This window comes from Caulobacter sp. CCG-8 (genome assembly GCF_037402475.1).
Classification (GTDB): domain Bacteria; phylum Pseudomonadota; class Alphaproteobacteria; order Caulobacterales; family Caulobacteraceae; genus Caulobacter.
In genome coordinates, this window is the sequence record NZ_JBBEUD010000035.1 from 1 (window position 1) to 23,027 (window position 23,027).

The 23,027-nt window shown below is 70.2% G+C and carries 23 protein-coding genes; 8 read left to right on the top strand and 15 right to left on the bottom strand.

Annotated features, from left to right (window positions below):
* Nucleotides 1-851: sialidase family protein (locus WAE60_RS23085; protein ID WP_337689082.1), on the bottom strand; the 851-nt coding region annotated here is incomplete at its 3' end.
* Between the two features lie 277 nt (nucleotides 852-1,128).
* Here WAE60_RS23085 and WAE60_RS23090 point away from each other — a divergent pair.
* Entirely contained in the window at nucleotides 1,129-2,388 is a 1,260-nt protein-coding gene (locus WAE60_RS23090; protein WP_029907917.1) for an EAL domain-containing protein, read from the top strand.
* A 67-nt stretch (nucleotides 2,389-2,455) separates the two neighbouring features.
* Here the strand turns inward: WAE60_RS23090 and WAE60_RS23095 are convergent, their stop codons facing one another.
* The gene (locus WAE60_RS23095) at nucleotides 2,456-3,769 is read right to left on the bottom strand and encodes a hypothetical protein (RefSeq protein WP_029907919.1); all 1,314 of its coding nucleotides are present in this window, start codon (nucleotides 3,767-3,769) and stop codon (nucleotides 2,456-2,458) included.
* 171 nt (nucleotides 3,770-3,940) lie between these two features.
* Here WAE60_RS23095 and WAE60_RS23100 point away from each other — a divergent pair, with 171 nt between their 5' ends.
* Nucleotides 3,941-4,477 carry a hypothetical protein gene (locus WAE60_RS23100; protein WP_337689083.1) on the top strand — a complete coding sequence of 179 codons (537 nt, stop codon included), beginning with the start codon at nucleotides 3,941-3,943 and terminating at the stop codon, nucleotides 4,475-4,477.
* A 4-nt stretch (nucleotides 4,478-4,481) separates the two neighbouring features.
* On the opposite strand, the gene WAE60_RS23105 is transcribed toward WAE60_RS23100, so the two are convergent.
* Nucleotides 4,482-6,125: an energy transducer TonB gene (locus tag WAE60_RS23105; protein WP_337689084.1), complete on the bottom strand. Its 1,644-nt coding sequence runs from the start codon at nucleotides 6,123-6,125 to the stop codon at nucleotides 4,482-4,484.
* 72 nt (nucleotides 6,126-6,197) lie between these two features.
* Nucleotides 6,198-6,614 (bottom strand): hypothetical protein, encoded by a 417-nt coding sequence (locus WAE60_RS23110; RefSeq protein ID WP_337689085.1) that lies wholly within the window; start codon nucleotides 6,612-6,614, stop codon nucleotides 6,198-6,200.
* Nucleotides 6,615-6,759: 145 nt separating this feature from the next.
* Here WAE60_RS23110 and WAE60_RS23115 point away from each other — a divergent pair, with 145 nt between their 5' ends.
* On the top strand, nucleotides 6,760-7,227 hold the full coding sequence (locus tag WAE60_RS23115; protein WP_029907927.1) for a GNAT family protein: 468 nt from the start codon (nucleotides 6,760-6,762) through the stop codon (nucleotides 7,225-7,227).
* 164 nt (nucleotides 7,228-7,391) lie between these two features.
* Here WAE60_RS23115 and WAE60_RS23120 read toward each other — a convergent pair whose 3' ends face one another.
* The 8 genes from WAE60_RS23120 to WAE60_RS23155 form a co-directional block, all read right to left on the bottom strand.
* Nucleotides 7,392-7,643 carry a hypothetical protein gene (locus tag WAE60_RS23120; protein WP_231499393.1) on the bottom strand — a complete coding sequence of 84 codons (252 nt, stop codon included), beginning with the start codon at nucleotides 7,641-7,643 and terminating at the stop codon, nucleotides 7,392-7,394.
* Between the two features lie 136 nt (nucleotides 7,644-7,779).
* Nucleotides 7,780-8,868 (bottom strand): trypsin-like peptidase domain-containing protein, encoded by a 1,089-nt coding sequence (locus tag WAE60_RS23125; RefSeq protein ID WP_029907931.1) that lies wholly within the window; start codon nucleotides 8,866-8,868, stop codon nucleotides 7,780-7,782.
* 217 nt (nucleotides 8,869-9,085) lie between these two features.
* The gene (locus WAE60_RS23130; protein ID WP_337689086.1) at nucleotides 9,086-10,027 is read right to left on the bottom strand and encodes a bifunctional riboflavin kinase/FAD synthetase; all 942 of its coding nucleotides are present in this window, start codon (nucleotides 10,025-10,027) and stop codon (nucleotides 9,086-9,088) included.
* Between the two features lie 11 nt (nucleotides 10,028-10,038).
* Nucleotides 10,039-10,464 carry a MaoC family dehydratase gene (locus WAE60_RS23135; RefSeq protein ID WP_197026663.1) on the bottom strand — a complete coding sequence of 142 codons (426 nt, stop codon included), beginning with the start codon at nucleotides 10,462-10,464 and terminating at the stop codon, nucleotides 10,039-10,041.
* A 49-nt stretch (nucleotides 10,465-10,513) separates the two neighbouring features.
* Nucleotides 10,514-11,374, bottom strand: coding sequence for a TIGR01459 family HAD-type hydrolase (locus WAE60_RS23140; protein WP_337689087.1), 861 nt, complete (start codon nucleotides 11,372-11,374; stop codon nucleotides 10,514-10,516).
* 260 nt (nucleotides 11,375-11,634) lie between these two features.
* Nucleotides 11,635-11,904: a hypothetical protein gene (locus WAE60_RS23145; protein WP_337689088.1), complete on the bottom strand. Its 270-nt coding sequence runs from the start codon at nucleotides 11,902-11,904 to the stop codon at nucleotides 11,635-11,637.
* Nucleotides 11,905-11,914: 10 nt separating this feature from the next.
* Nucleotides 11,915-13,444 carry a hypothetical protein gene (locus tag WAE60_RS23150; RefSeq protein ID WP_337689089.1) on the bottom strand — a complete coding sequence of 510 codons (1,530 nt, stop codon included), beginning with the start codon at nucleotides 13,442-13,444 and terminating at the stop codon, nucleotides 11,915-11,917.
* 25 nt (nucleotides 13,445-13,469) lie between these two features.
* Nucleotides 13,470-14,318, bottom strand: a complete 849-nt coding sequence (locus WAE60_RS23155) for a trypsin-like serine protease (RefSeq protein ID WP_337689090.1) — start codon at nucleotides 14,316-14,318, stop codon at nucleotides 13,470-13,472.
* Between the two features lie 163 nt (nucleotides 14,319-14,481).
* Between WAE60_RS23155 and WAE60_RS23160 the strand changes: the two genes are divergently transcribed.
* Both WAE60_RS23160 and WAE60_RS23165 read left to right on the top strand, forming a co-directional pair.
* On the top strand, nucleotides 14,482-15,522 hold the full coding sequence (locus WAE60_RS23160; protein WP_029907946.1) for an NAD(P)-dependent alcohol dehydrogenase: 1,041 nt from the start codon (nucleotides 14,482-14,484) through the stop codon (nucleotides 15,520-15,522).
* Between the two features lie 141 nt (nucleotides 15,523-15,663).
* Nucleotides 15,664-16,143 carry a hypothetical protein gene (locus WAE60_RS23165; protein ID WP_051695145.1) on the top strand — a complete coding sequence of 160 codons (480 nt, stop codon included), beginning with the start codon at nucleotides 15,664-15,666 and terminating at the stop codon, nucleotides 16,141-16,143.
* Between the two features lie 121 nt (nucleotides 16,144-16,264).
* Here WAE60_RS23165 and WAE60_RS23170 read toward each other — a convergent pair whose 3' ends face one another.
* The 3 genes from WAE60_RS23170 to WAE60_RS23180 are packed head-to-tail and all read right to left on the bottom strand — an operon-like array spanning nucleotide 16,265 to nucleotide 18,376.
* Nucleotides 16,265-16,951, bottom strand: a complete 687-nt coding sequence (locus tag WAE60_RS23170; RefSeq protein ID WP_029907951.1) for a 2OG-Fe(II) oxygenase — start codon at nucleotides 16,949-16,951, stop codon at nucleotides 16,265-16,267.
* Nucleotides 16,948-17,688: a methylated-DNA--[protein]-cysteine S-methyltransferase gene (locus WAE60_RS23175; RefSeq protein WP_029907952.1), complete on the bottom strand. Its 741-nt coding sequence runs from the start codon at nucleotides 17,686-17,688 to the stop codon at nucleotides 16,948-16,950. The genes WAE60_RS23170 and WAE60_RS23175 overlap by 4 nt, the downstream gene beginning before the upstream one ends.
* Nucleotides 17,689-17,737: 49 nt before the next feature.
* Nucleotides 17,738-18,376: a TetR/AcrR family transcriptional regulator gene (locus tag WAE60_RS23180; protein WP_029907953.1), complete on the bottom strand. Its 639-nt coding sequence runs from the start codon at nucleotides 18,374-18,376 to the stop codon at nucleotides 17,738-17,740.
* A gap of 105 nt (nucleotides 18,377-18,481) precedes the next feature.
* Between WAE60_RS23180 and WAE60_RS23185 the strand changes: the two genes are divergently transcribed.
* From WAE60_RS23185 to ileS, 3 genes are all read left to right on the top strand, one after another.
* On the top strand, nucleotides 18,482-19,105 hold the full coding sequence (locus WAE60_RS23185) for a glutathione S-transferase C-terminal domain-containing protein (protein WP_337689091.1): 624 nt from the start codon (nucleotides 18,482-18,484) through the stop codon (nucleotides 19,103-19,105).
* Between the two features lie 121 nt (nucleotides 19,106-19,226).
* A complete protein-coding gene (locus WAE60_RS23190) occupies nucleotides 19,227-19,571 on the top strand; it encodes a hypothetical protein (protein WP_029907955.1) in 345 nt (114 codons plus the stop codon).
* Nucleotides 19,572-19,972: 401 nt separating this feature from the next.
* Nucleotides 19,973-22,963 carry an isoleucine--tRNA ligase gene (gene ileS, locus WAE60_RS23195; protein ID WP_337689092.1) on the top strand — a complete coding sequence of 997 codons (2,991 nt, stop codon included), beginning with the start codon at nucleotides 19,973-19,975 and terminating at the stop codon, nucleotides 22,961-22,963.
* Nucleotides 22,964-23,027 lie beyond the last annotated feature (64 nt).

Here is a 23,027-nt window from a genome sequence, read left to right on the forward strand (position 1 = left end):
CCGTTGCTGATCCCCGCCGAATTGGAGACCGCGGCCTCGGTCGACCAGTTCCCGTCGGCGTCCACCGAGTGGTAGAGGAAGCCGCCCGGCTGGTCGCGGCGCTGGTACAGCAGATAGAGGCTGCTGTTGTAGACGACCGCCGCCGGCGTCGAGATCTGGCCGACGGTGCCGGGGATCACGGAATCGTCCGACCAGCTGGTCCCGTCGAAGGTCTTGTAGACGAACTGCCGGCTGGGCTCGGAGAACACCACCCAGAGCTTGCCGTCGAAGCCCGCCGCCCCGACCCCGTCGAGCACGCCGGGGGTGTTGTCGACCTGGGTGGTCTGCCACAGGGCGCCGTCGTAGGCAGCGTACCACAGCCGGGTCTGGTTGCGGGGATCGCGCCCCTCGCCGCCCCGCACCAGGACGTAGATCTTGTTGTCCCACACCGTCGCCGCGGGCGTGCCCAGGGTGTCGAAGGCGGCGGGCTCGGACTTGATGTACTCGTCCGGCCCCCAGTTGGTCCCGTCGAACGTCTTGCACCGCAGCGCCGGGTCGTTGGGGATGGTGTGGAACAGATAGATTTTCTCGTTGTAGGTCACCGCCGCGACTCCGGCCGCCAGCCCGCCGGTGTTGGGCACCTGGGCCTCGTCGGTGAACGTGTCGCCGTCGTCGGTGGAGACGTAGTAGAAGATCCCGCCCCGGCCGTAGAACAGGTAGAGCACGCCGTTCAGCACGGCCGCGCCGGGCGTGGCGTCGATCCCGCCCTGGTTCTGGACCGACTGCTCGTTGGACCAGTCGTCGTCGTTCAGGCTCTGGTACATGAACCCGTTGCTGTTGGCCGTCCGGTGGAACGTATAAAGCTTGTCCATCGCTGGTGTCCTCCCGACGGGCCGGCGTCGGAGGACGCCCGTCGCCCCGCCTTGTTGGCGCACGCGTCATGCGCGTGTCGAAAGAAAGCACCGCCCGGAAGGCGAGTCTGTCCCGCGAAATAGCGACAGGGCGCGGCGCCCGTCGCCCAGCCCCGCGCGTTCACGAACAGATGATTTGTGGTTAAGGCGCGGCGTAATGGCTCAGAGTCGTTAATCTGTTCGACTCACGGCCAGCGCGACTCGCATACTGAGCTTGACGATTCGTAGGGACCCTCGAATGCGAAGGCTGATGCTGGCGCTGCTGACCGGCGCCTATCTCTGTCTGGCCTTGGTTGTCTCCCTCGCCCTGTGGCGCATGGGAGCGGCGCCGGCTGTCGGCCTGGCCGCCTTCATCGGCGCCATGGGTCTGTGCTTCGCCATCCACGGCGTGATCGCCAACGTCCTGCAGGGCGCGGCCCTGCGCGTCGACATCGAGACCATCCGCGAGGCCCACGGCATCCTGCTGGAGCAGGTCGAGAAGGTCGACGCCCGTATCACCGGCCTGCTGGAGAGCGTCGCCGACGACGCCCAGCGCCGCTCGGCCGAACTGACCAGCGAGGTCCACCAGCTGGAGGACCTGGTCGTGCGCATGAGCGAGCGCCTGGAACACCAGCTGAGCTACCAGGTCGAGGTCGCCCGCAGCGAGCCCCGCGGCCGCTCGCCCCAGTCCACCGCCCTGATCGAGGTGGTGCAGGACGCCCTGGCCGAAAACCGCGTCGACCTCTACCTGCAGCCGGTCGTCAGCCTGCCCCAGCGCCGGACCGTCTTCTACGAGAGCTTCTCGCGCCTGCGCGACGAGACCGGCCGCGTGATGATGCCGGCCGAGTACCTGGCCGTGGCCGAGCCCGAGGGCCTGACCGCCGCGATCGACAACCTGCTGCTGTTCCGCTGCGTGCAGATCGTGCGCCGCCTGGCCAAGCAGGACCGCAAGGTCGGGATCTTCTGCAACATCTCGCTGGCCAGCCTGGCCGACGAGGCGTTCTTCGCCCAGTTCCTGGAGTTCCTGCAGGTCAACAAGGACCTGCACGGCGCCCTGATCTTCGAACTGGGCCAGCAGGCGTTCAACGACCGCGGCCCGGTCGAGGCCCGCCACATGGCGCGCCTCGCCAGCCTGGGCTTCCACTTCAGCCTCGACAAGGTCACCGACCTGGACCTGGACTTCCAGGACCTGGCCCGCGCCGACGTCAAGTTCATCAAGGTCGGCGCCCAGCTGATGCTGGACCAGCTGGAAGAGCAGGACGGCAAGCTGGTCATCGCCTCGCTGCCCGACCTGAACGCCGAGGACTTCGCCGGCCTGACCCGCCGCTACGGCATCGAGCTGATCGCCGAGAAGGTCGAGGAAGAGCGCCAGGTCGCCGAGGTGCTGGAGCTCGACATCGGCTACGGCCAGGGCCACCTGTTCGGCGAGCCCCGCGCCATCCGCGACTCGATCATCGCCGAGGCCGACCCGCCCCAGGACTTCATGCGCGGCGCCCTGCGCCGTCGGGCCGGGCGGTAGGGCCCCACCGGAACGAACATCGAAGGCCTCCCGGTCGCCCGGGAGGCCTTCTTCGTTTCAGGATGGCCTAGGCGTTCATGCCGACCACCCGCTCGACGCCGGCCGTCGTCTGGTTGTCGACATTGCCCAGGTTGACCGCGCCGTAGAAGACGTTGCCCGTCACGGCGAAGTCGTTGCAGGCGCTGTCGATCCGCACGCCCCAGTAGGTGGCGCGGTCCAGCTGGGTGGCGACGTTGCCAGAGCACGCGAACCCGCGGCTGTTGTAGAAGCCGATATAGTGGTCGAGGTTCGTCCCGTCGTTCTTGCCGACCGCGTAGATGCGGTTGCCCGAGACGACGGCCCCGTCGACATTGGTCAACTCGACGAACGGCTGGGAGGTGTTGCCGACCCAGTTGTTGACGATCGACACGGTGCGGATCCGGCCGCCGCCGGACGTCGTCGTCTTGATGGTCGGCTGCGCCGCGTACAGCCCCCGGAAATAGAGGCCCTCGATGTTGAGGTTGTCGACCAGCGAGTTCGCGCCGGTGGCGGTGACATCGAAGCCCCGGCCCGAATTGAAGCTGGCGTCCTGACCGTCGAACTGGCTGCGGGGATTGAACCAGATGTCGCCGACGGCGCCGCCGGCCTGGGCCAGGATCTCCACGTTCAGGTCGGCCTGGTTGATCACCGAGTTGTTGAAGCCGAAGCCCTTCACCTGCCCGACGTCACCGGCCTCGGTATGGTCGGAAGGCCCCACGGCCTTGAGCACCAGACCGCGTGAATTGCCGCCGGGCTTGCAGACGATGTTGCACAGGTTGAGGTTCACGTCGCCCGTGAAGCCCGACGGGGTGGCCTCGATCAGCATGCCGACGGCGTTGTCCACCTTCTGCGACCAGATTCCGCAGTGCTCGAAATTGATCTTGCCGCTGTTGTAGATGTGGACGCCGTACTGGGCGTTGGCGATCGCGACGTTCTCGACGGTGTTGGCCGTGAAACTGCCGGTGCGGCCCGTCGTGCTGATGATGCGCACGCCCACGGCGCCGGGGACGATATGGTCGACCCCGTTCACCGTGTAGGTGCAGTCGATCATGAAGTCGCGCAGGATGAAGTCGGTCAGCGGGCCGAAGGCGCCCGGCGTGACGACCAGGTTGATCAGCGGCGAGTTGGCCGGGAAGTTGACGGTGGGGACCAGCTTGGTCGCATAGGTGGCGCCCGCCCCGAACATCTCGAGGCTCAACCTGTCGGTCAGCGTGAGATTCAGCGGCGCGTCGAGCAGGTACGACCCCTGCTGCAACCGGATCGTCGGACGCGTACCGTCCGGGTTCGAGGTCGCGGCTTGCAGCGTGTCGAAGGCGGTCTGGATCGCGGCCCCCGTGAAGGCCGTGGGAACGATAATGGTCATTTGAAAATCCTCAAAAATCAGAAATTCCGGACAGGCGAAATGCGCCGCCGGCTTCTTCCTTCTATGGTCCAGGCACGTCAAAATCGGTCGCTAAAGCTTGACCGGTCCGCGCATTTGACCGCTCACGTCGGCCCACCCTAAGGTTGTTCCGCAATCGAAGGGGGACTCGACATGCAAGCCGGACCGCCGCCCGCCTCGCCGCCGCCCATCGCCTCGCCTCAAGTTCCCGCTCCCAGCACGGTGAAAGGCGCCAGCGCCACGATGACAGTGGTCGCCCGCGACCAGCCCCTGGTCCTGACCAAGGCCCGCCGGTCCGAGAGCGCCCTGGTCCGCCACCAGGTGTTCCTGCGCTACGACGTCGACCGCAAGGTCCCCGACGGCGCCGACCAGCGGACCGTTCAATGCGGCTGGCGGCTGCGGGCCTATCTGCAGCGCTCGATCTGCTTCTCGTCGATGACCGGCCTGCTCTCCTGCACCGACCCGGTGTCGGAGGAGCTGCCCACCGGCGAGACCGGCGCGGCCGACCAGGGCCAGGACCCGGCCCTCAGCACCTGCGACCTCAACTTCGCCCCCGCCCGCGAGGCCCGCGACCGGGTGATCGCCGCCGTGAGGGCCGACGCCCAGGCTCGGTTCGACGAGGACTACGCCCTGAACGTCAAGCCGCAGATGCTGGCCTCGGGCGTCAAGATCGCCAAGCCGAAGTCCTGAGGCCTCAGCGCGGCACGGCGAAGCTGAACGGGATCACGACCGGTTCGCCGGTGGTCGTCCCGTCGATGCTTTCAGGGCTGTAGCGGAAAAGCCGGCTCACCTTCAGCGCCGCGTCGCCGAAACCGTATTCGGGCGGGGATTCCGACAGCACCTGGCAGCTTTCCAGAGCCCCCCTCGCCCCGATGGCGCAGCTCATCCTGGCCGTGCCGCCGACCTCCATCCGCTGCGCGCGATCCGGATAGTAGCGCGCCATGTCTTCCCCGTTCGGCGTCCGCAGGGGGGTGTTGGGGCGGTAGTCGATCACCCCCGGCGCGACGACGGGCGGGACCGGCGCGGCGGCGACCAGCCAGGGCGGCGTGTACGGCCCCGTGGCGACATTCAGCTCGACCGTCGATCCGACCGTCGAGTGTCCTTCCTGGGTCCAGGTGCGCGTCCTGATCCCCTTCAGGTTCTCGAGCACCTGGCGCTCCACCTCCGGGTCCGAAGGGAGGCTTTCCAGCACCGTGCAGGCCTCCAGTTCGCCGCCCTGGGCGACCTGGCAGCGCAGGCGGGAGCGTCCGGCGACGGGCGGCGTGGAGGGCGCGGGCGGCGCCTTGGCCTTGCCCGCCTTGCCCAGGGGCGCGGCCGGCGTCCGTCCCGGGAAGGGGTTGGTCAGCCAAACCCGGTCGGCCACGCCGAGGCTCTGGTCGAAAGCGACCGAGAAGGAGATACGACCGGGATAGGGGGACGCTTCGGCCTTGAACCTGTCCGCGAGCGCCAGGGCCGCCGCTCCGAACCCTTCGTCGGCGGGCGCCTGCGCCAGGACGCGGCAATCACGCAGCACGCCGGCCGGGGTCGGCGCGCAGGCCAGCCGGGCGAAGCCCGCCAGCCCCTTGGCCTTGGCCGACGCCGGATAGGCCGCCTGGACCTGGGCCGGGGTGGGAACAGCGGTCCATTCACCCGGCGTCGCGCCCTCGCCTTCGAACGGACGACAACGGACGTCGCAGGCGAAACTGACCATGATGGGGATCGACATCGCCGCCGGCGCGCCCGCCTTGCGGCCGGGCGTGAACCGATAGAGCGGCGCCAGCTTCAGGGCCGCCTCGCCGAAGCCCAGCCCGACCCGGCCTTCCTGGCCGACCGCGCAGGCGGTCGTCCGTCCCTCGACCGTCACCGTGCACCACAGGCTGGCCCAGCCTTCGACGCCGGTGAAGCGCGCGGCGCGCGGCCAGGCGGCGTAGAGGGCGTCCGGCGACGGCGCCGCGACGCGCGCCGGGAGCCGATACTCCACCCCGCCCGCCCGGATCGGATTGTTCTCGGGCAGCTGGAACTGGATCCGAAACGGTTCGGACCGGACAAGGTTGGCATCCGGGTTCTTGGGACCGCCGACTTCGTAGCGCTTGACCAGGGCCAGGGCGGCCGGGCCGAAGCCCGCGCCGGCAGGGCTTTCCGAGATCAGCCCGCAGGACCAGAAGCCGGCGCCATAGGTCTGGCAGGCCACCACCGCCTCGCCTTCCACGCCGTTGGCCCGGGCCTCCGGCGGATAGGCGGCCTGGATCTCCTGGCTACGCAGACGGAACTCCGGCTGGCCGGTCCCCTCCTGGGCCGCCGCGCGCCCGGCCAGGCAAGCCGCGACCACCGCCGCCAGGACGCCAAAACGCTTCATCATGCCCGCCGCCCCAAAGCCACGCTTGCAACCCTAGGGGGCGGCCCGGGCGGCGACAAGGACCTGGCGAAGCCGTCAGGCCACCGGCCCCTTGTTTGGCGCGGCCGGATCGCCCGGAGAAGCGGCCCGAGGGGGCGCGCCCTGCGTGGACGACGACCCCGCGCTCCATTGCGAGCCGCTGGAGAACTCGAAATCGACCCCCGCCTTGGCCGCCGCCTTGCCCAGGGCGATCAGCTGGCCGGCCGGCAGGCCGCCGGGCTTGTCGAAGACCGCCCGCTCGCCGCCGTCGGGCAGCTTCTCGACATGGGACTGGACCGGGGCGGCGGAGAGGTGGTGCTGGGCGATCAGCGCCTCGACCTTGTCGGCCGGTCCCGACAGCACGACATGGGTCGACTGGGAGCCCTGCCCGCAGGCCGCCAGCAGGCAGGCCGCCGCCAGGGCCGCCGTCGTCAGGGCGGCGCGGAGCATGGGCTTGGCGTCGGATCGGGTCATCGGAACCTCGTCGCGGAAGGGCGCAGCTTGGACCGGCCGCGCGACGGCGGCAACCGTCGCTCCGGGCGACTATCGCGGCGCCTGGACAGACCGGCCGAACGCGGGCCTGTTCCCGGTCCACGCCAACCGACACGTCCGCCCGCCCATGCTGATCGAAGCCACCGACGCCCACTTCGCCGCCCTGATCGCCGGGCGGGCCCCCGACGGCCTGGCGGTCGCCGAGGGCGGGGTCGAGACGCCGGAGGTCCTGGCCATGCTGCGCGGCCTGTCGGCCGAGGTCGGCGAGAGCTTCCAGCCCAACGCCTGGCTGATCGTCGAGGACGGCGAGGTGGCGGGCCTGACCTCGCTGGTCCGCACGCCCTATGTCGGCGACACGGTGATGATCGGCTACGGCGTCGCCGCCTCGCGCCGGGGCCGCGGGATCGCCCGCCGGGCCGTGGCCGAACTGCTGGCCTGGGCGCGGTCCGACTGGCGCGTGAAGACCGTCACCGCCGAAACCTCGATCCACAACGCCGTCTCCCAGCGCGTGCTGGAAGCCAACGGCTTCGCCCGCACGGGCGAGCGGACGGACGAGGAGGACGGGGAGCTGGTGTGCTGGGCGGTGGGGGTTTAGTTCAGTCCGTCATCCTCGGACTTGTTCCGAGGCCCCCTCTGTCGGCTGGTTTGCCGTTTGGGTGGATCCGCGACCTCGCCGCGCCACGGATCACCCTTCTTCTCGGCTGAAGCAGGGGTCCTCGGAACAAGTCCGAGGATGACGGGCATGATGGTGGCCGTCAGCTACCGCCGCGCCAGGCCGTCCAGCATCCACAGGGCCGCCAGGGTGCCGAACAGCACGGCCAGGGCCGAGAGCAGGAACATCCGCAGGCCCTGGGCCAGGGCGACGCTGAGGGTGGTCAGGGCGGCGACGGCCCAGGCCGAGGCCAGGACCTTGCCTTCCAGCGAGGTCAGGACGGGTCTGGGGGGCAGGAGGAAACGGACGGCGCGCCAGCCTTTTCGCCACAGACGTTTTGCCCGAACCCCAAGCCGCACGAGAGAGCCCCTCCACACTGACGGCAAAAGTGTAGGGGTGGGCGCCGGGTGCGTCCACGGGGAAAACAACGTTATCCGTGATTTATCGATCTTTTCGACACGGCCTTGCCGGGTTGTGTCGCGTCGCCGACGATGTTCAACCGCGCTTGCGCGCCCGAGGGGTAATCGTCACCGTCATCAGCTTGCCCTGGCGGATCAGGACGAACGGCGCCGGCTTGTCGATGCTGTGGTGGTCCAGGGCGCGCAGCAGGTCGTCCAGACCGGTCAGGGGCGCGCCGCCGGCGCTGATCAGCAGGTCGCCCTCGCGCACCCCGGCCTTGGCGGCGGGACCGCCGGCGTCGACCTGGGCCACGAACACCGCATAGCCCTGGGTCACGCCCGTGGCCCGGGCCAGGCCCGGCGGGATCGGGGCCTGCTGGGCGACCAGGCCGATCGAGCCGCGCCGCACGTGGCCGTGGGCCACCAGCTCGGCGATCACGAAGCTGGCGGTGTTGGACGCCACGGCGAAGCACAGGCCCTGGTAGCCGGCGATCACGGCGGTGGCGATGCCCACCACCTCGCCGGACGAGCTGACCAGCGGGCCGCCGCTGTTGCCGGGATTGAGGGCGGCGTCGGTCTGGATCAGGTCCTCGATCAGCCGGCCGCGCTCGCCGCGCAAGCTGCGGCCCATGGCCGAGACCACCCCGGTGGTCACCGTCGCCTCGAAGCCCAGCGGGGCGCCGATGGCGATCACCAGCTGGCCGCGCCGCAGGGCCTTGGAGTCGCCCAGCCGCGCGACCGGCAGGTCCAGCCTCTGGTCCAGCTGCAGCAGGGCCAGGTCGGTGTCGGGGTCGTCGCCCACGCAGCGCGCCGTCACGCTGCGGCCCTCGGCGGTGATGACGATGAAGCGGCTGGCCCCCTGGACCACGTGGCTGTTGGTCAGGATCAGGCCGTTCGGCGCGATGGCGAAGCCCGAGCCCACGCCCTGCATGCGCGGGTCCTCCATCATCGGATGGATGCGCACGACGCTGGGCCCCACCGCCTCGACGGCGCGGACCACGGCGTTGGAATAGGCGTCCAGCAGGCTGTCCTGGGAGGGGACGACGCAGAACGGCGCCGGCTCGCCGGCGTCCAGCACGAAGACCGCCTCGGACTCCTGGTCGGGATACGACAAGATCTCATGACGCCGCGGCGCCTTGGGCCGCCGGGCCTTGGCGAACATCTCGTACTTGCGCGCTTTCAACATCCGGCCCCCGCCCCGTCGTGCGGCGAAGGTTAACGGCAAGAACGTGGGTTGGCGAGTCGGAGCGGGGCCGGGACGCCCCCTCCGTCATGTCGCGTATCCGCGCCATGCCACCTCCCCCGTTTCACGGGTGAGGAGGAAGCCGAGCCGCCCTGCGCCTCACCCGCATGGCGGGGGAGGATGCGCAGCATCGTGACGGAGGGGGCGTCCCCGTGTGTCCCTAGAACGCCGGCGCCACGATGGCCCGGGCCGCCACCTCGTCGCGCAGCACCTGCTCGACCAGCAGCTCGATGCTGTCGAACTTCAGCTCCGGACGCAGGAAGGCGATCAGGTCGGTCTCGATGACCTGGCCGTAGAGGTCCTCGTCGAAGTCGAACAGCCAGGTCTCCAGCCGCGTCTCGACCTCGCCCGTGGTGGGGTTGTTGCCCAGGTTGGCCACGCCCGGCACCTCGCGGCCGTCGGGCAGGCGGGTGCGGGTGGCGTAGACGCCCAGGCGCGGCACCACATAGTCCTCGACCTCGACATTGGCCGTGGGGAAGCCCAGCTGGCGGCCCAGCTGCTGGCCGCGCCGGACCACGCCCTCGATGGCGAACGGCCGGCCCAGGATGCGGGCGGCGCCCTCGGGATGGCCGTCGCGCAGGGCGTCGCGCACGCCGGTCGACGAGAACTTCTCGCCCTCGCGGTTGGCCACCGGCTCGGCCACCGAGACCGAGAAGCCGTACTCCGCGCCATAGGCCTTCATCAGGTCGGCGCTGCCGGTGCGGCCCCGGCCGAACGAGATGTCGAAGCCGACGGCCACGTGCTTCACGCCCAGGCCCTGGACCAGCACCTTCTCGACGAACTCGCGGTCGCCGAAGCTGGCCATCTCGAAGTCGAACGGCAGCAGGTACAGCAGGTCCACGCCCAAGGCCTCCAGGGCGCGGGCCTGCTGGTTATGGGTCATCAGCTTGAAGGCCGGCTCGCTGGGGCGGAACAGGCGGCGCGGGTGCGGGTCGAAGGTGACCACGCCCAGCGGGGCCTTCGCCGCCTGGGCCGCCTTGGCGGCCTGGGCGATCACCTGCTGGTGGCCGCGATGCACGCCGTCGAAATTGCCCAGGGCCACGCAGGCGCCCCGCTCGCCCTCGGGCAGGCCCTTCCAGCCGTGGATCGTCTTCAGCCGCATCGAGGACACCTCTACGCCGCCTTGCGCGGCACGAGGACCACGGCCTCGCCGCCCACCACGGCCTTGCCGTTCACCAGGCAGCTGGTGTCCAGGGTGACGCGGGCCTTGGCCTCGTCGATCGCGGTCACCGTCACCCGGGCCACGACCTCGGCGCCGATCTTGACCGGGCGCTTGAAGTTCAGGGTCTGGGACAGATAGACCGCCCCGGGACCGGGCAGGGTCGTGCCCAGCACCGCCGAGATGTAGCCGGCCGACAGCATGCCGTGGGCGATGCGCTCGCCGAACGACGTGGTCGCGGCGTAGTCGGCGTCCAGGTGCACGGGATTGGTGTCGCCGGTCACCTGGGCGAAGGCGACGATGTCGGCCTCGGTCACGGTGCGGACCAGCTCGGCCGATTGGCCGACGCTCAGGTCCTCGAGAAACAGTCCCGGCATCACGCGCCCCTCATTCTTCTTGTGCGTTGCACCAATCTTAGCGGCGCGGTTCCTACCAGACCAGATCGCCCATGGCGTGGGTCGCGCCCACCCGTTCGGCGGCCAGCAGGCCCTCGACCTTGGCCGGGTCCAGCTTGCCGTCGGGACCGACCGCCGCCGCGCCGTGGATGCCCTTGGCGATGAACAGGCAGGCCAGGCCCTGGTCGTGGGCGCCCTTGACGTCGGTGATCACGCCGTCGCCGATGCACAGCACCCGCGAGCGGTCGACCGGGCCGCCCTTCAGGGCCTCGGCTTCGGCCAGGGCCAGGTCGTAGATCGGCCCGTAGGGCTTGCCGGCCATCAGCACCTGGCCGCCCAGGGTCTCGTACAGGTCGGCCAGGGCGCCGCCGCAATAGATCAGCTTGGAGCCGCGCTGCACCACCCGGTCGGGATTGGCGCAGATCAGGGTCAGGCCGCGCTCGGCGGCGATCGCCAGGCGGTCGGTGTAGTCGGCGGGCGCCTCGTTCTCGTCGTCGACCATGCCAGTGACGGCGACGAAGGCGGCGTCCTGGGGACCGGCGGTCTCCAGGCCCAGGCCGTCATACAGCGGCAGGTCCCGGTCGGGGCCGACGATCCAGGCCGGACCCGGCGCGCGGGCGGCCAGCAGGGTGCGGGTGGCGTCGCCCGAGGTGACAAAGGCGCTCCAGGCCTCGCGCGGCACGCCCAGCCGGTCCAGCTGCTCGACCACGTGCTCGGAGGGGCGCGGCGAGTTGGAGATCAGGATCACCGGCCCGTGGTGTTTGCGCCACTCGACCAGGGCCGCGCAGGCCTCCGGGAAGCTCTCGACCCCGTTATGGATGACGCCCCAGACGTCGCACAGCAGCACGTCGTAGCGGTCGGCGAGGGCGGACAGGCCAGTGGGCAGATCGGTCATGGACAGGGGCGGTACCGGGCGGAGACGGATGCGTCAACGGTAGCGCATGTAAGGACGCGGGGGCGCTGGGGCCAGCGGAGGGATGCTGGTGAAGGGATGAGCTTTGCTGCCTTCCCCCCAACTGTTGTCATCCCGGAAGCCCCGCAGGGGCTGTCCGGGACCCAGGGGCGGCCGCACCGCATTCGCCCAGTCCCCTGGGTCCCGGACAAGCGCTACGCGCTTTCCGGGATGACAACCGTGGGACGGACGGGCGGAGAGGGTTACGCCCCGAACCCCTCCTCCATCCAGCGCCGGTACAGCCCCACCCGGTCGTCGTCCCAGTACGGCCCGCCCATCGGCATGCGGGGCTCGTTGCCGTCCGGGCGGACGAAGTCGAACACCGTCCGGCCGTTGGCGTGGTCGGCGTAGCCCTCGCCGCCCGCCGGGTCGGCCATCCAGTCGTAGCTGTCCAGCTTCACGCCCTTGCGCTTCATGCAGGCCAGGTCGTGGGCGTTGAACAGCGGCCGGATGTCCTTGGCGTAGGAGACCATCGCGCCCTCCCTACCAGTTGAAGCCCTGGTCTTCCCGGGCCTCCTTGATCTGGTCCTGGAACTCCATGCCGAACGACCAGGCGAACTCGGCCGGGAAGTTGGTCCGCCGCAGGGCGCGGCCGTACTGCGGATATTCGGCGGCCATCGAGGCGGTGTAGGTGTCGTTGAAATAGGTCTCGCGGTTCTTCAGCTCGTTCCAGGTGACCGAGTACTGGTGGCAGCCGATGCAGTTGGTGCGGCCGTTGCCGGTGTGGTGCTCCAGGTTGGGGTTGCTGCACCAGGTGGTGACCTTGTCGTAGGGGGCCGGGTTGCGCTGCTCGGTCGCACCGTCGTAGGCGGCCTTGATCGCCGAGGCCAGGCCGGGCTGGCCGCTCTCGTAGGGACCCCAGGGCTTGGGGTCGGTCTCGTTGAAGGCCGTGGTCACGCACATCTTGTAGTGCGACCAGACGCCGCCGTTGAACTTGGCCAGGGCGGCCGGGCGGTCCTGGCCGAAGTCCTCGTCGGGCTTGGGGCTCCACCACAGCGAGATCCAGATCCATTCGCGGGTGTCCTTGGTCGAGAAGTGGATCGACTTCAGGCCGTAGACCTTCCCGTCGGTGGTCTGGACCGCGTAGATGCCGTTGGTCGTCACCGGCTCCAGGGTGGGCTTGGGCCAGCTGCCGCCCTTCAGGACGGCGGTGATCGCCGCGGCGTCGGTGGCGTGGGCGCTGACCTTGGGCGCGGCGCCGTCGATCTCGTCCCAGCTGGTCTTGACCATCACCGCGTTGCGCGGGAACTCGTCGACGCAGGGCGAGAACTGGCTGGCGCTGGGCGGCGGCTGGTTCCACGGGATCTTGTTGGAGCAGGTCTCGATGCCCTGGGCCTGGGCCAGGACGTGCTCGACGAACGACGGGCTGAACAGGGTGAAGCCCCGGCCCAGCTCCTCCTCGGGCGCGCCGCGGTCGAAGCCCTCGGACTGCTTGAGCACCTGGGTCAGGTTGGCCGAGACCAGGCTGCGGACCATGTTCTTGTCGGTCCCGGCCTGCTCCATCACCTCGTGGGCGATCTCGGCGCGGGTCTTCTTGCAGGCGGCGTCGGCCTTGCAGGCCGCCAGCTGGGCGATGAACAGCTTGATCTTCTGGTCGACCTCGGGATTGACGCTCATCCCTTCGTACCAGGTGTGCCACAGGGGCACCTCGTAGGTCTTGCCCTCCAGGGTCAGCTTCTGGGGTTCCAGCAGGGCCTCGACGATGGTCCAGGCGGTCTTGCGGCGGTCGGCCATCGAGGCTTCCAGCCGGTCGAACAGCGCCTTGGGGTCCTCGGCGATCGGCGTGTAGTCCTTGCCGCGCCCGATCAGCAGCCGCCCCAGGGGCGAGGCTTCGCCGGCCTGCGGGTTCAGGCCGTTGGCGGTGAGGAACTGCACCGGGGCGCCCTCCCCGGCCGGCGGCGCCTCGGCCGTGGTGCCGCCCGGCCCGCAGGACGCCAGCAGCGCACCAATGAGAGCCAGTGGCGCGGCCAGGGCGGCCAGCAGGGGGGTCCTCGTTCTCGACGATGCGGACATGGGGCGTTTCCTCGAATGGGGCGGCTTACCCGCCTTGCCAGGTTTGGATCAGTCGCAGGTGGTCGGGGGTGAGCAGGGCGCCGGAATTGACCCCGGGCCCGACCTCGGCCGGGGTGGCGTCGGCCTCGTAGCCGTGCACGGCGACCACGGTCGGGGCGGCGACGTCGCCGATCCAGACCGGGCCGCCGCTCTGGCCGTCGGTGGTGTCGATCTCGTAGTACAGTCGGCCGTCCAGGCTGGTGCGCACCAGCCCCTTGGCCACCAGCAGGTGCTCGTAGCTGCCGGCGTATTCCGGATAGCCGGAGACCACGGCCGAGGTCCGGGGCAGCGCGGCGGGATCGATGGCGTCGTGCTTCATCCAGCCCACCCGCTCGCCGACCGGCTCGTCCAGGTGGATGCAGCCGATGTCGTGGGCGCGGTCGCGGTCCGCCAGCCAGGGCGGGGCGCAGTCGAAGCGCGTGGAGACTGCCGCCCCGAACGGCCGCTTGTTCCAGCTCTGGCCGGGGATGACCGTGACCCGGCCGGCCCAGCCGCCGAAGGCCGGGTTGTGCAGGCAGTGGCCGGCGGTGATCACGGTGGAGGGGCCGGCCAGCCAGCCGGTGCCGTTGAACACGCCGGCGCCGGTCTCGATCCGCAGGGCGCAGACCATCCGCCAGGGCGCGGCCGTGGTGGTCAGCTCGACCCGGCGACGGTCGCGCGGGCCCAGGATGCTGAACATCCGGGCGCGGCCGGCGGGCGCCCGGGAGGGCGGCTCCGGCGCCAGGAGCGGCGCCAGGGTTCCCTCCGATCCCGCCGACAGCGGGACATCCAGGTCGATCGATACGGAATCGGACTGCGGACGATCCATGGCGGCCCCGCCTGCTTGGCGGGTCAAGGCTCGCCCAAAACAAGCACCCGCGTAAAGCTCAATCTTTAGGGGAGCGATGCGCGACGTCGGCAGGATCGTGCATCAAGTCTGCAGGATCGGCCTACCGTCCCGCGCGGCGCCGTGGCATGCCCCGCCTGTTCATCTCCCCCTGAACTTCGAGGACTCTCCGATGGCCATCGCAAAGGGCTACGCGGCCGCATCCGCGTCCGCGCCTCTGACCCCCTTCACCTTCGACCGCCGCGAACCCAACGACGACGACGTCGTCATCGCCATCAAGCACTGCGGCGTCTGCCACTCCGACATCCACATGGTCGACAACGGCTGGGGCCAGAGCGTCTATCCGATCGTGCCGGGCCACGAGATCACCGGCGTGGTCACCGCCGTCGGCTCCAAGGTCAGCCGCTTCAAGGAAGGCGACCGGGTCGGCGTCGGCTGCTTCGTCGACAGCTGCACCACCTGCGCCGCCCGCGACCTGGACCGCGAGCAGTACATGCCCGGCCTGGTCCTGACCTACAGCGGCTTCGAGCCCGGCGCCGACCTGCCCACCTACGGCGGCTATTCCGACCACATGGTGGTCAAGGAGGGCTATGTCCTGTCGATCCCCGACAACCTGCCCCTGGACGCCGCCGCCCCGCTGCTGTGCGCCGGCATCACCCTCTATTCGCCGCTGCGCCACTGGAACGCCGGTCCCGGCAAGTCGGTGGCGATCCTGGGCCTGGGCGGCCTGGGCCACATGGGCGTCAAGATCGCCCACGCCATGGGCGCCGAGGTCACGGTGCTGAGCCAGACCCTGTCCAAGCAGGCCGACGGCCTGGCGATGGGCGCCGACCACTATTACGCCACCAGCGACGCGGCGACCTTCGAGACCCTGGCCGGGACCTTCGACCTCTTGATCTGCACGGTGTCGGCCGGGATCGACTGGGGGGCGTACCTCAACCTGCTGAAGGTGGACGGGACCATGGTGCTGGTCGGCGCGCCGGAAGAGCCCGTGCCGCTGAACGCCTTCGCCCTGATCCCCGGCCGCCGCACCCTGGCCGGCTCGATGATCGGCTCGATCAAGGAAACCCAGGAGATGCTCGACTTCTGCGGCGAGCACGGGATCGTCGCCGACATCGAGACCATCGCCATCGACCAGATCAACGCGGCCTACGAACGCATGCAGAAGAGCGACGTGCGCTACCGCTTCGTGATCGACATGGCGACGCTGTAGGGCGCCTCGGGGACACGTGCGTGCGCGTGTCCCCCGGTTCTACGGCCTTCCCCCCGAGGGATCGAGGGAACGGCCCGAGTGTGCCGCCCGGCCGGACGGAGCACCTTGCCGGGAGTGCAATCCCGACCGAGGTCCCTCGTCATGAACTCCACCGTCCGCGCCCTCGCGGCGCCTGTCCTGGCCGCCTTCGCCCTGGCGGCGACCTCGGCCCCCGTGCTCGCCGGCGGGGCCGACCCGGCCAAGAAGGGCTCGGTCTCGCAGGAGGCGACCGGGGCCATCGAAATCCACGGCGGCGGCGTCGCCCTGGGCGTCGGCGTCAGCTGGGGCAAGGGGACCCTGACCTATCGCGGCGAGAAGCACGCGCTGAAGGTCAACGGCCTGTCGGCGGTCGACATCGGCGCCAGCGGCTTCACGGCCAGCGGCACGGTCAGCAACCTCAAGCAGCTGTCCGACATCGAGGGCACCTACCAGGCGGCGTCCCTGGGCGCGACCGTCGCCGGCGGCGGCAGCGTCTCGACGATGAAGAACGACAAGGGCGTGGTCATCAAGGTCAACGCCACCAGCCGCGGCCTGCGCCTGACGGCCGCGCCGTCGGGGGTGAAGATCCAGCTGGCGAAGTAGGCGGCGGACGACGCCCCTCCAATCTCCGGGGACGACGAAGGGGACACACACTCACCCAACGGCCTTGCCGAACTGGTGGCGTGCCTGCCGTGAGTGTGTCCCCACCTTCGCGCGCGGCCCCTCACGTCGCGTCGTGGAAGATCACCCCCAGCACCCGCCGGCGCCCCGACCGCACGGTGCTGACCCCGTGGCGCAGCACGCGGCGGTGGACGCCGCGCGTCCCCGTCGCCGGGCGCTCGCGCACCGCGAAGATCACGCCCTCGCCCTGCTTCAGCGGCACGACCTGCGGCCGCGACTGCTGGCGGGGACGCTGCTCGACCAGCACGAACTCGCCGCCCTCGAAGTCGCGGCCCGGCTCGTCCAGCAGGAAGGCGGCCTGCAGCGGGAAGACGTGCTCGCCGTACAGGTCCTGGTGCAGGCAGTTGTAGTCGCCCGGGCCGTAGGTCAGCAGCAGGGGCGTCGGCCGCGCCTGGCCCGCCGCGTGGCAGCGGGCCAGCATGTCGTCCAGGTCGTCCGGGAAGCGCCGGTCCTCGCCCAGCACCCGCGCCCACCGGTTGGCGACGGCGGCCAGCGGGCCGTAGAGCCCCTGGCGCAACCGCTGCACCGGGTCGGGCAAGGGGTAGGCGAAGTACTTGTACTCGCCCTGGCCGAAGCCGTGGCGGGCCATCACCACCCGGCTGCGGAAGCCGGCCTCCTGGTCGTAGAGGCCGGCGACCTTGGCGCAGGTCTCGGGCTTGAGCAGCGGCCCGGTCAGGGCCCAGCCCTGGGCGTCGAGGTCGGCTTCGATGCGGCTCCAGTCCAGGCTCACGCGGCTTCACTCATTTGCGTTTCTTTGGCGAGCAGCGCGCGCTTCCGCTCGACGCCCCAGCGGTAGCCCGAGAGGCCGCCGTCGGCCCGCACCACCCGGTGGCAGGGGGTGATCACCGCCAGCGGATTGGCCCCGCAGGCCTGGGCCACGGCCCGCACGGCGGCGGGACGGCCGATGGCCTGGGCGACGGTCTTGTACGAGGCGGTCGTCCCGGCCGGGATGGCCCGCAGCGCCGCCCAGACGGCCTTCTGCAGGTCTGTGCCCTGGGCGTCGAGCGGCAGGTCCAGCTTGGCCTCCGGATGGTCGACCTGGCGGGCCACGGCCTCCAGGTCGGCGGCCAGGCCGGCGGGAGCGGGCGTCAGCCGGGCCGCGCGGAAGCGGCGCTCCAGGTCGCGGACCAGAACGTCGGGATCGTCGCCCAGGGTCACCAGCCGCAGGCCGGCGTCGGAGCGGGCCACCAGGGCCAGGCCCAGGCTGGTCGGGACCGTCGCCCAGCGCAGGGTCTCGCGCGGCTGGTCGGGCTTGCAGCGCAGGCAGGCTCGGAAGCCGGCGGCGCGGGCGCTTTCGCGGGTGTCGTGGAACTCGACGTTCTTGCGCAGCGGCCGCCCGGCGCAGCTGGCCAGGCAGTAGACGCCGGTGGTGCGCACGGCGATGAAGAAGGCGCCGTCGAGGTCGCGGTCGCGGCGGCGCATGGCCTCCCAGCGCGCGTCGTCGGTGAGGAATTGAGAAGCGGTCATGGTCGGTCTCCTTTCGTGAGAAGGAGCATGCGCGCCATGACCTGCGGCGTCATTCCGATGCTTGCGGTTCCGGTTTGGGGCCGCAGATCAGGTCGACCATCACCGGGATCGTGGCCTCCAGCTGCTCGCGCGTCTCGCCGGCCCGGGCCCGGACCGACAGGGCGTTCATCATCATGCTGGCCACGCGGCCCAGGGCCACGGGATCGGCGCTGGACGGCAGCTCGCCCTTGGCCTGGCGGCGCTGGATCAGGCCTTCGACGCCCCGGTCCAGCTCGTGCAGGCCCTCGGCGACGATCCGGCGGGCCTCCTCGTCGACGGCCGCCTGGCCCAGGCCCGCGCTTACCAGGAAGCAACCGCGCCCGCTGCCGTCGTCCGCCAGGTAGAAGCCCAGGGCCGTGCGGTAGATCCGGGTCAGCACCTCGCGCAGCGACCCGCCGCCCCGGAAGGCCTCGGTCATGGCGGCGCGCGAGCGGTCCATGTAGGCGTCCAGCGCCGTCTTGAAGAGCGACTGCTTGTCGCCGAACGCCCCGTACAGGCTGGGCCGGTTCATGCCGGTGGCGGCGCTCAGGTCGTCCAGCGAGGCGCCGGCGTAGCCCTGGGACCAGAAGGTCTCGGTGGCCTTGGCCAGGGCGACCTTGGGATCGTAGGCGCGGGGACGGCCCCGACGCTTGGCGGGGGTTTCGGACATGGCTCTCTCCTGGTCCGGAATCTTATTTTTGTACCGTTTCGCAGTTTATTCCTTGACCACCGTTATTTTTATGCGAAACAGTATGAAAAAGCAACGGAGGGTTCGATGGACCTCTATTTCTCGCCGATGGCCTGTTCGATGGCGACCCGGATCGCGGCCTACGAGGCGGGGGCGGACATCCGCTTCCTGAAGGTCGACACCAAGGCCCGGCCCAAGGTGGTCGAGGACGGGACCGCCTTCCTCACCCTCAACGGCATGGGCCAGGTGCCGGTCCTGCGGACCGACGACGGCGAACTGATCGTCGAGAACGCGGTGATCCTGCAGTACGTGGCCGACCGCTTCCCGGCGTCGGGCCTGATCCCCGCCGACGGGGCGGAGCGCCGCAAGGTGCAGAGCTGGCTCAGCTTCGTCGGCACCGAGCTGCACACCGGCGTGTTCATCGCCCTGCTCAGCAAGACCGCCGCGGAAGGCGCCAAGGCCTTCGCCCGCGAGCTGCTGGCCGAGCGCCTGGCCTTCCTCGACGCCCACCTGAAGGGCCGCGAGTTCCTGCAGGGCCGGTTCAGCGTGGCCGACGCCTACCTGTTCGTGATGCTGACCTGGGCCCGCTACCTGGCCATCGACTTCACGCCCTATCCGAACCTGGCCGCCTATCGCGACCGCCTGCAGACCCGGCCCTCGGTGGCCAGGGCCTTCGACGAGGAATTCACCCTGTTCAAGGCCGCGGCCTGAAAGCCGTGACCTGAACGGGGGACACACACCCGCGGCATGGCCGTGAACCAGACGGCCCTTATCCCTGCCGCGGGTGTGCGTCCCCTCCGCCTTCAACCGCTCCACTCCCCAGGAGACACCCATGCGTAACCTGATCATCGCCGCCGTGGCCCTGGCCGCGGCGGGCGGCCCCGCCATGGCCGAAACCAAACCCCAGACCGGCTGGCTGACGCTGGCCGCCCCCACCACCCGGGACCACCTGGTGTTCGACGGCACGCTGTGGCGCTGCAAGGCCGACGTCTGCCGCTCGACCCAGGTCAAGTCGCTGCCGCCCCTGCGCAGCTGCAAGCGCCTGGCGCGCGAGCTGGGGCCGATCACCGGCTTCGGCTATCGCGGCGTGACCCTGTCGGACGCCGAACTCGGCGAATGCAATCCGGCCCAGATCGCCAAGACCCCGGCGGCTTCGGAAGTCGCCGTCGCCCACTGATCTCCGACCTCGGAGGAGGACCTTGGGGGCGTGCGCGAGCGCGCCCCCGTTTTTTCGTCCCCATAACCTCCGTCATCCTCGGACTTGTTCCGAGGACCTCTGCTTCAGCCGAGAAGAAGGATGATCCGTGGAGCGGCGAGGTCGCGGATCCTCCCAAACGGCGAACCAGCCGACAGAGGGGTCCTCGGAACAAGTCCGAGAATGACGGTGATGGAGCTAGCTGACGCGGCGAGAGCAACGCGTTTGCCCCTCCCCGCCTCGTCTGCTATCCCCCGCCCATGCCTTTCGTTCGGAAGACCTCGCGAATTAACCGCCCGGCGTGACGCCGCCGGACGAGTTTCCAGCGCGCGCCGGGTTCCCCCGCGAATTTTCCCGAACACCCCAAGCTGGATAGCTCTCCCATGGCCGACGACGCCACGACGACCGCCCGCGACTACCGCGAAACCGTCTTCCTTCCCGACACCCCGTTCCCGATGCGCGGGGGCCTGCCCAAGAAGGAGCCCGAGATATTGGAGGGCTGGGCCGCCCTGTCGGACAAGGGCCTGTACGGCGCCGTGCGCGCCGCGCGCCAGGCCGCCGGCGCCCCGCTGTTCGTGCTGCACGACGGCCCGCCCTACGCCAACGGCGCGATCCACATCGGCCACGCCCTGAACAAGACGCTGAAGGACTTCGTGGTCCGCAGCCGCTTCGCCCTGGGCTACGACGTCGACTACGTGCCCGGCTGGGACTGCCACGGCCTGCCGATCGAGTGGAAGATCGAGGAAGAGTTCCGCGCCAAGGGCCGCCGCAAGGACGAGGTGCCCGCCGCCGAGTTCCGCGAGCGCTGCCGCGAATACGCCGCCCACTGGATCGAGGCCCAGAAGGTCGAGTTCCAGCGCCTGGGCGTGCTGGGCGACTGGTGGAACCGCTACGCCACCATGGACTACGGCAGCGAGGCCACGATCGTGGCCGAGTTCCACAAGTTCGCGCAAACCGGCCAGCTCTATCGCGGCTCCAAGCCGGTGATGTGGAGCCCGGTCGAGCGCACGGCCCTGGCCGACGCCGAGATCGAGTACCACGACCACGTCTCGCCGACGGTGTGGGTGAAGTTCCCGGTCAAGGCCTATGACGAGGACCGTTACGCCGTGTCGGGCGCCGCCGCCGGCGACAACGTCTTCCGCCTGCCGCCCAACGACGCCAGCGTGGTGATCTGGACCACCACCCCGTGGACCATCCCGGCCAACCGGGCGATCTCGTTCGGGCCCAAGGTCGAGTACGGCCTCTACGAGGTCGAGGCCCTGGAGGAGAACCTCGAGTTCGCCCCGTGGTCCAAGGTCGGCGACCGCCTGATCGTGGCCGACAAGCTGGCCGAGGACGTCCGCCAGGCCGCCAAGGTCGCCAAGTGGCGCCGCGCCGAGCCGGTCGACCCGACGGGCCTGATCTGCGCCCACCCGCTGGCCCAATTCGAACCTGATCCCCATGGGGGCTACGGCTTCGACGTGCCGCTGCTGGCCGGCGAGCACGTGACCGACGACGCCGGCACCGGCTTCGTCCACACCGCCCCGGGCCACGGCGCCGACGACTACCTGGTCTGGCTCAAGAGCGGCTACAGCCTGGACGCCATCCCCGACACCGTCGATCCCGACGGCGCCTACTTCGCCCACGTGCCCCTGTTCGGCGGCCTGAAGGTCATCGAGACCGAGGGCAAGAAGGCCGGCAAGTTCGGCCCCGCCAACGGCGCGGTCATGGACAAGCTGATCGAGGCCGGAAACCTGCTGGCGCGCGGCCGCGTCGAGCACAGCTATCCGCACAGCTGGCGCTCCAAGGCCCCGGTGATCTTCCGCAACACCCCGCAGTGGTTCATCCGCATGGACCAGCCGGTCCCGACCCTGGGCGGCAAGACCCTGCGCGAGACGGCCGTGAAGGCCATCGCCGACACCGCCTTCCACCCCGACGCCGGCCGCAACCGCATCGGGGCCATGGTCGAGACGCGTCCGGACTGGCTGATCAGCCGCCAGCGCGCCTGGGGCACGCCGCTCGCCATGTTCGTGGACAAGGAGACGGGCGTCCCGCTGATGGACGAGGCCGTCAACCGCCGCATCCTGGACGCCATCCAGGAAGGCGGCGCCGACGCCTGGTTCACCCGTCCCGACGAGGACTTCCTGGGCGGCGACCACGACCCGGCCCAGTACGAGAAGGTCGTCGACATCCTCGACGTCTGGTTCGACAGCGGCTCGACCCACGCCTTCACGCTGGAAGGCCGCAACGACAGCCGCAGCCCGGCCGACCTCTATCTGGAAGGCAGCGACCAGCATCGTGGCTGGTTCCAGTCGTCGCTTCTCGAGAGCTGCGGCACGCGCGGCCGCGCGCCGTACAAGGGCGTCCTGACCCACGGGTTCACCCAGGACGAGAACGGCGAGAAGATGTCCAAGTCCAAGGGCAACACCGTCGAGCCCCAGGCCATCACCAAGGAGTCCGGCGCCGAGATCCTGCGGCTGTGGGCGGCGATGGTCGACTATTCCGAGGACCAGCGGATCGGCAAGACGATCCTGGCCACCACCACCGACGCCTATCGCAAGCTGCGCAACACCACGCGCTACCTGCTGGGCGCCCTGGCCGGCTTCGACGAGGCCGAGCGGGTCACCGACTACGCCGACTTCCCGCCGCTGGAGAAGTACGTCCTGCACCGCCTGTGGGAACTCGACGCCCAGGTGAAGGCCGCCTACGAGGCCTATCGCTTCAGCGACGTGATCCGGCCGCTGATCGACTTCTGCCAGGGCGACCTGTCGGCCCTGTTCTTCGACATCCGCAAGGACAGCCTCTATTGCGACGCGCCCACGGCCCTGCGCCGCCGGGCCTATCGCACGGTGCTGGACTACGTGTTCGAGCGCCTGACGGTGTGGCTGTCGCCCCTGACCTGCTTCACCATGGAAGAGGCCTGGACGACGCGCTTCCCCGACGCCGGGTCGAACGTGCTGCGGGTGATGCCGGAGACCCCGGCCGCCTGGCGCAACGACGCCGAGGCCGCCCGCTGGGCCAAGGTCGAGGCCGTGACCTCGGTGGTGACCGCCGCCCTGGAGGTCGAGCGCCGCGAGAAGCGCATCGGCTCGGCCCTGGAGGCCGCGCCGGTCGTCCACATCGCCGAGCCCGACCTGCTGGCGGCCTTCGACGGCGTCGACGCGGCCGAGGTGTTCCGCACCAGCCAGGCGACCCTGGTCGCCGGGACCGCATCCGCCGCCTTCGCCCTGGACGAGATCAAGGGCGTGGCGGTGGAGCCCAAGCTGGCCGAGGGCAAGAAGTGCGCCCGCTCGTGGCGCATCCTGCCGGAGGTGGGAACCGACCCCCGCTATCCGGAGCTTAGCCTGCGCGACGCCGAAGCTGTGGCGTGGTGGGATAGCCAGCACGCGGTTTAAGGATCACCCTCTCCCAGAGGGAGAGGGAGGGACCCGCGCCGACAGGCGTGGGAGGGTGAGGGGT

Excerpts from the sequence above, each read along its gene's own strand:
- WAE60_RS23140 (WP_337689087.1), bottom strand. The coding sequence starts at position 11,374 with ATGACCGATCTGCCCACTGGCCTGTCCGCCCTCGCCGACCGCTACGAC.
- ileS (WP_337689092.1), top strand. The coding sequence starts at position 19,973 with ATGGCCGACGACGCCACGACGACCGCCCGCGACTACCGCGAAACCGTC.
- WAE60_RS23145 (WP_337689088.1), bottom strand. The coding sequence starts at position 11,904 with ATGGTCTCCTACGCCAAGGACATCCGGCCGCTGTTCAACGCCCACGAC.
- WAE60_RS23190 (WP_029907955.1), top strand. The coding sequence starts at position 19,227 with ATGCGTAACCTGATCATCGCCGCCGTGGCCCTGGCCGCGGCGGGCGGC.
- WAE60_RS23150 (WP_337689089.1), bottom strand. The coding sequence starts at position 13,444 with ATGTCCGCATCGTCGAGAACGAGGACCCCCCTGCTGGCCGCCCTGGCC.
- WAE60_RS23095 (WP_029907919.1), bottom strand. The coding sequence starts at position 3,769 with ATGACCATTATCGTTCCCACGGCCTTCACGGGGGCCGCGATCCAGACC.
- WAE60_RS23090 (WP_029907917.1), top strand. The coding sequence starts at position 1,129 with ATGCGAAGGCTGATGCTGGCGCTGCTGACCGGCGCCTATCTCTGTCTG.
- WAE60_RS23185 (WP_337689091.1), top strand. The coding sequence starts at position 18,482 with ATGGACCTCTATTTCTCGCCGATGGCCTGTTCGATGGCGACCCGGATC.
- WAE60_RS23115 (WP_029907927.1), top strand. The coding sequence starts at position 6,760 with ATGCTGATCGAAGCCACCGACGCCCACTTCGCCGCCCTGATCGCCGGG.
- WAE60_RS23110 (WP_337689085.1), bottom strand. The coding sequence starts at position 6,614 with ATGACCCGATCCGACGCCAAGCCCATGCTCCGCGCCGCCCTGACGACG.
- WAE60_RS23180 (WP_029907953.1), bottom strand. The coding sequence starts at position 18,376 with ATGTCCGAAACCCCCGCCAAGCGTCGGGGCCGTCCCCGCGCCTACGAT.
- WAE60_RS23100 (WP_337689083.1), top strand. The coding sequence starts at position 3,941 with ATGCAAGCCGGACCGCCGCCCGCCTCGCCGCCGCCCATCGCCTCGCCT.
- WAE60_RS23175 (WP_029907952.1), bottom strand. The coding sequence starts at position 17,688 with ATGACCGCTTCTCAATTCCTCACCGACGACGCGCGCTGGGAGGCCATG.
- WAE60_RS23130 (WP_337689086.1), bottom strand. The coding sequence starts at position 10,027 with ATGCGGCTGAAGACGATCCACGGCTGGAAGGGCCTGCCCGAGGGCGAG.
- WAE60_RS23165 (WP_051695145.1), top strand. The coding sequence starts at position 15,664 with ATGAACTCCACCGTCCGCGCCCTCGCGGCGCCTGTCCTGGCCGCCTTC.
- WAE60_RS23125 (WP_029907931.1), bottom strand. The coding sequence starts at position 8,868 with ATGTTGAAAGCGCGCAAGTACGAGATGTTCGCCAAGGCCCGGCGGCCC.
- WAE60_RS23105 (WP_337689084.1), bottom strand. The coding sequence starts at position 6,125 with ATGATGAAGCGTTTTGGCGTCCTGGCGGCGGTGGTCGCGGCTTGCCTG.
- WAE60_RS23160 (WP_029907946.1), top strand. The coding sequence starts at position 14,482 with ATGGCCATCGCAAAGGGCTACGCGGCCGCATCCGCGTCCGCGCCTCTG.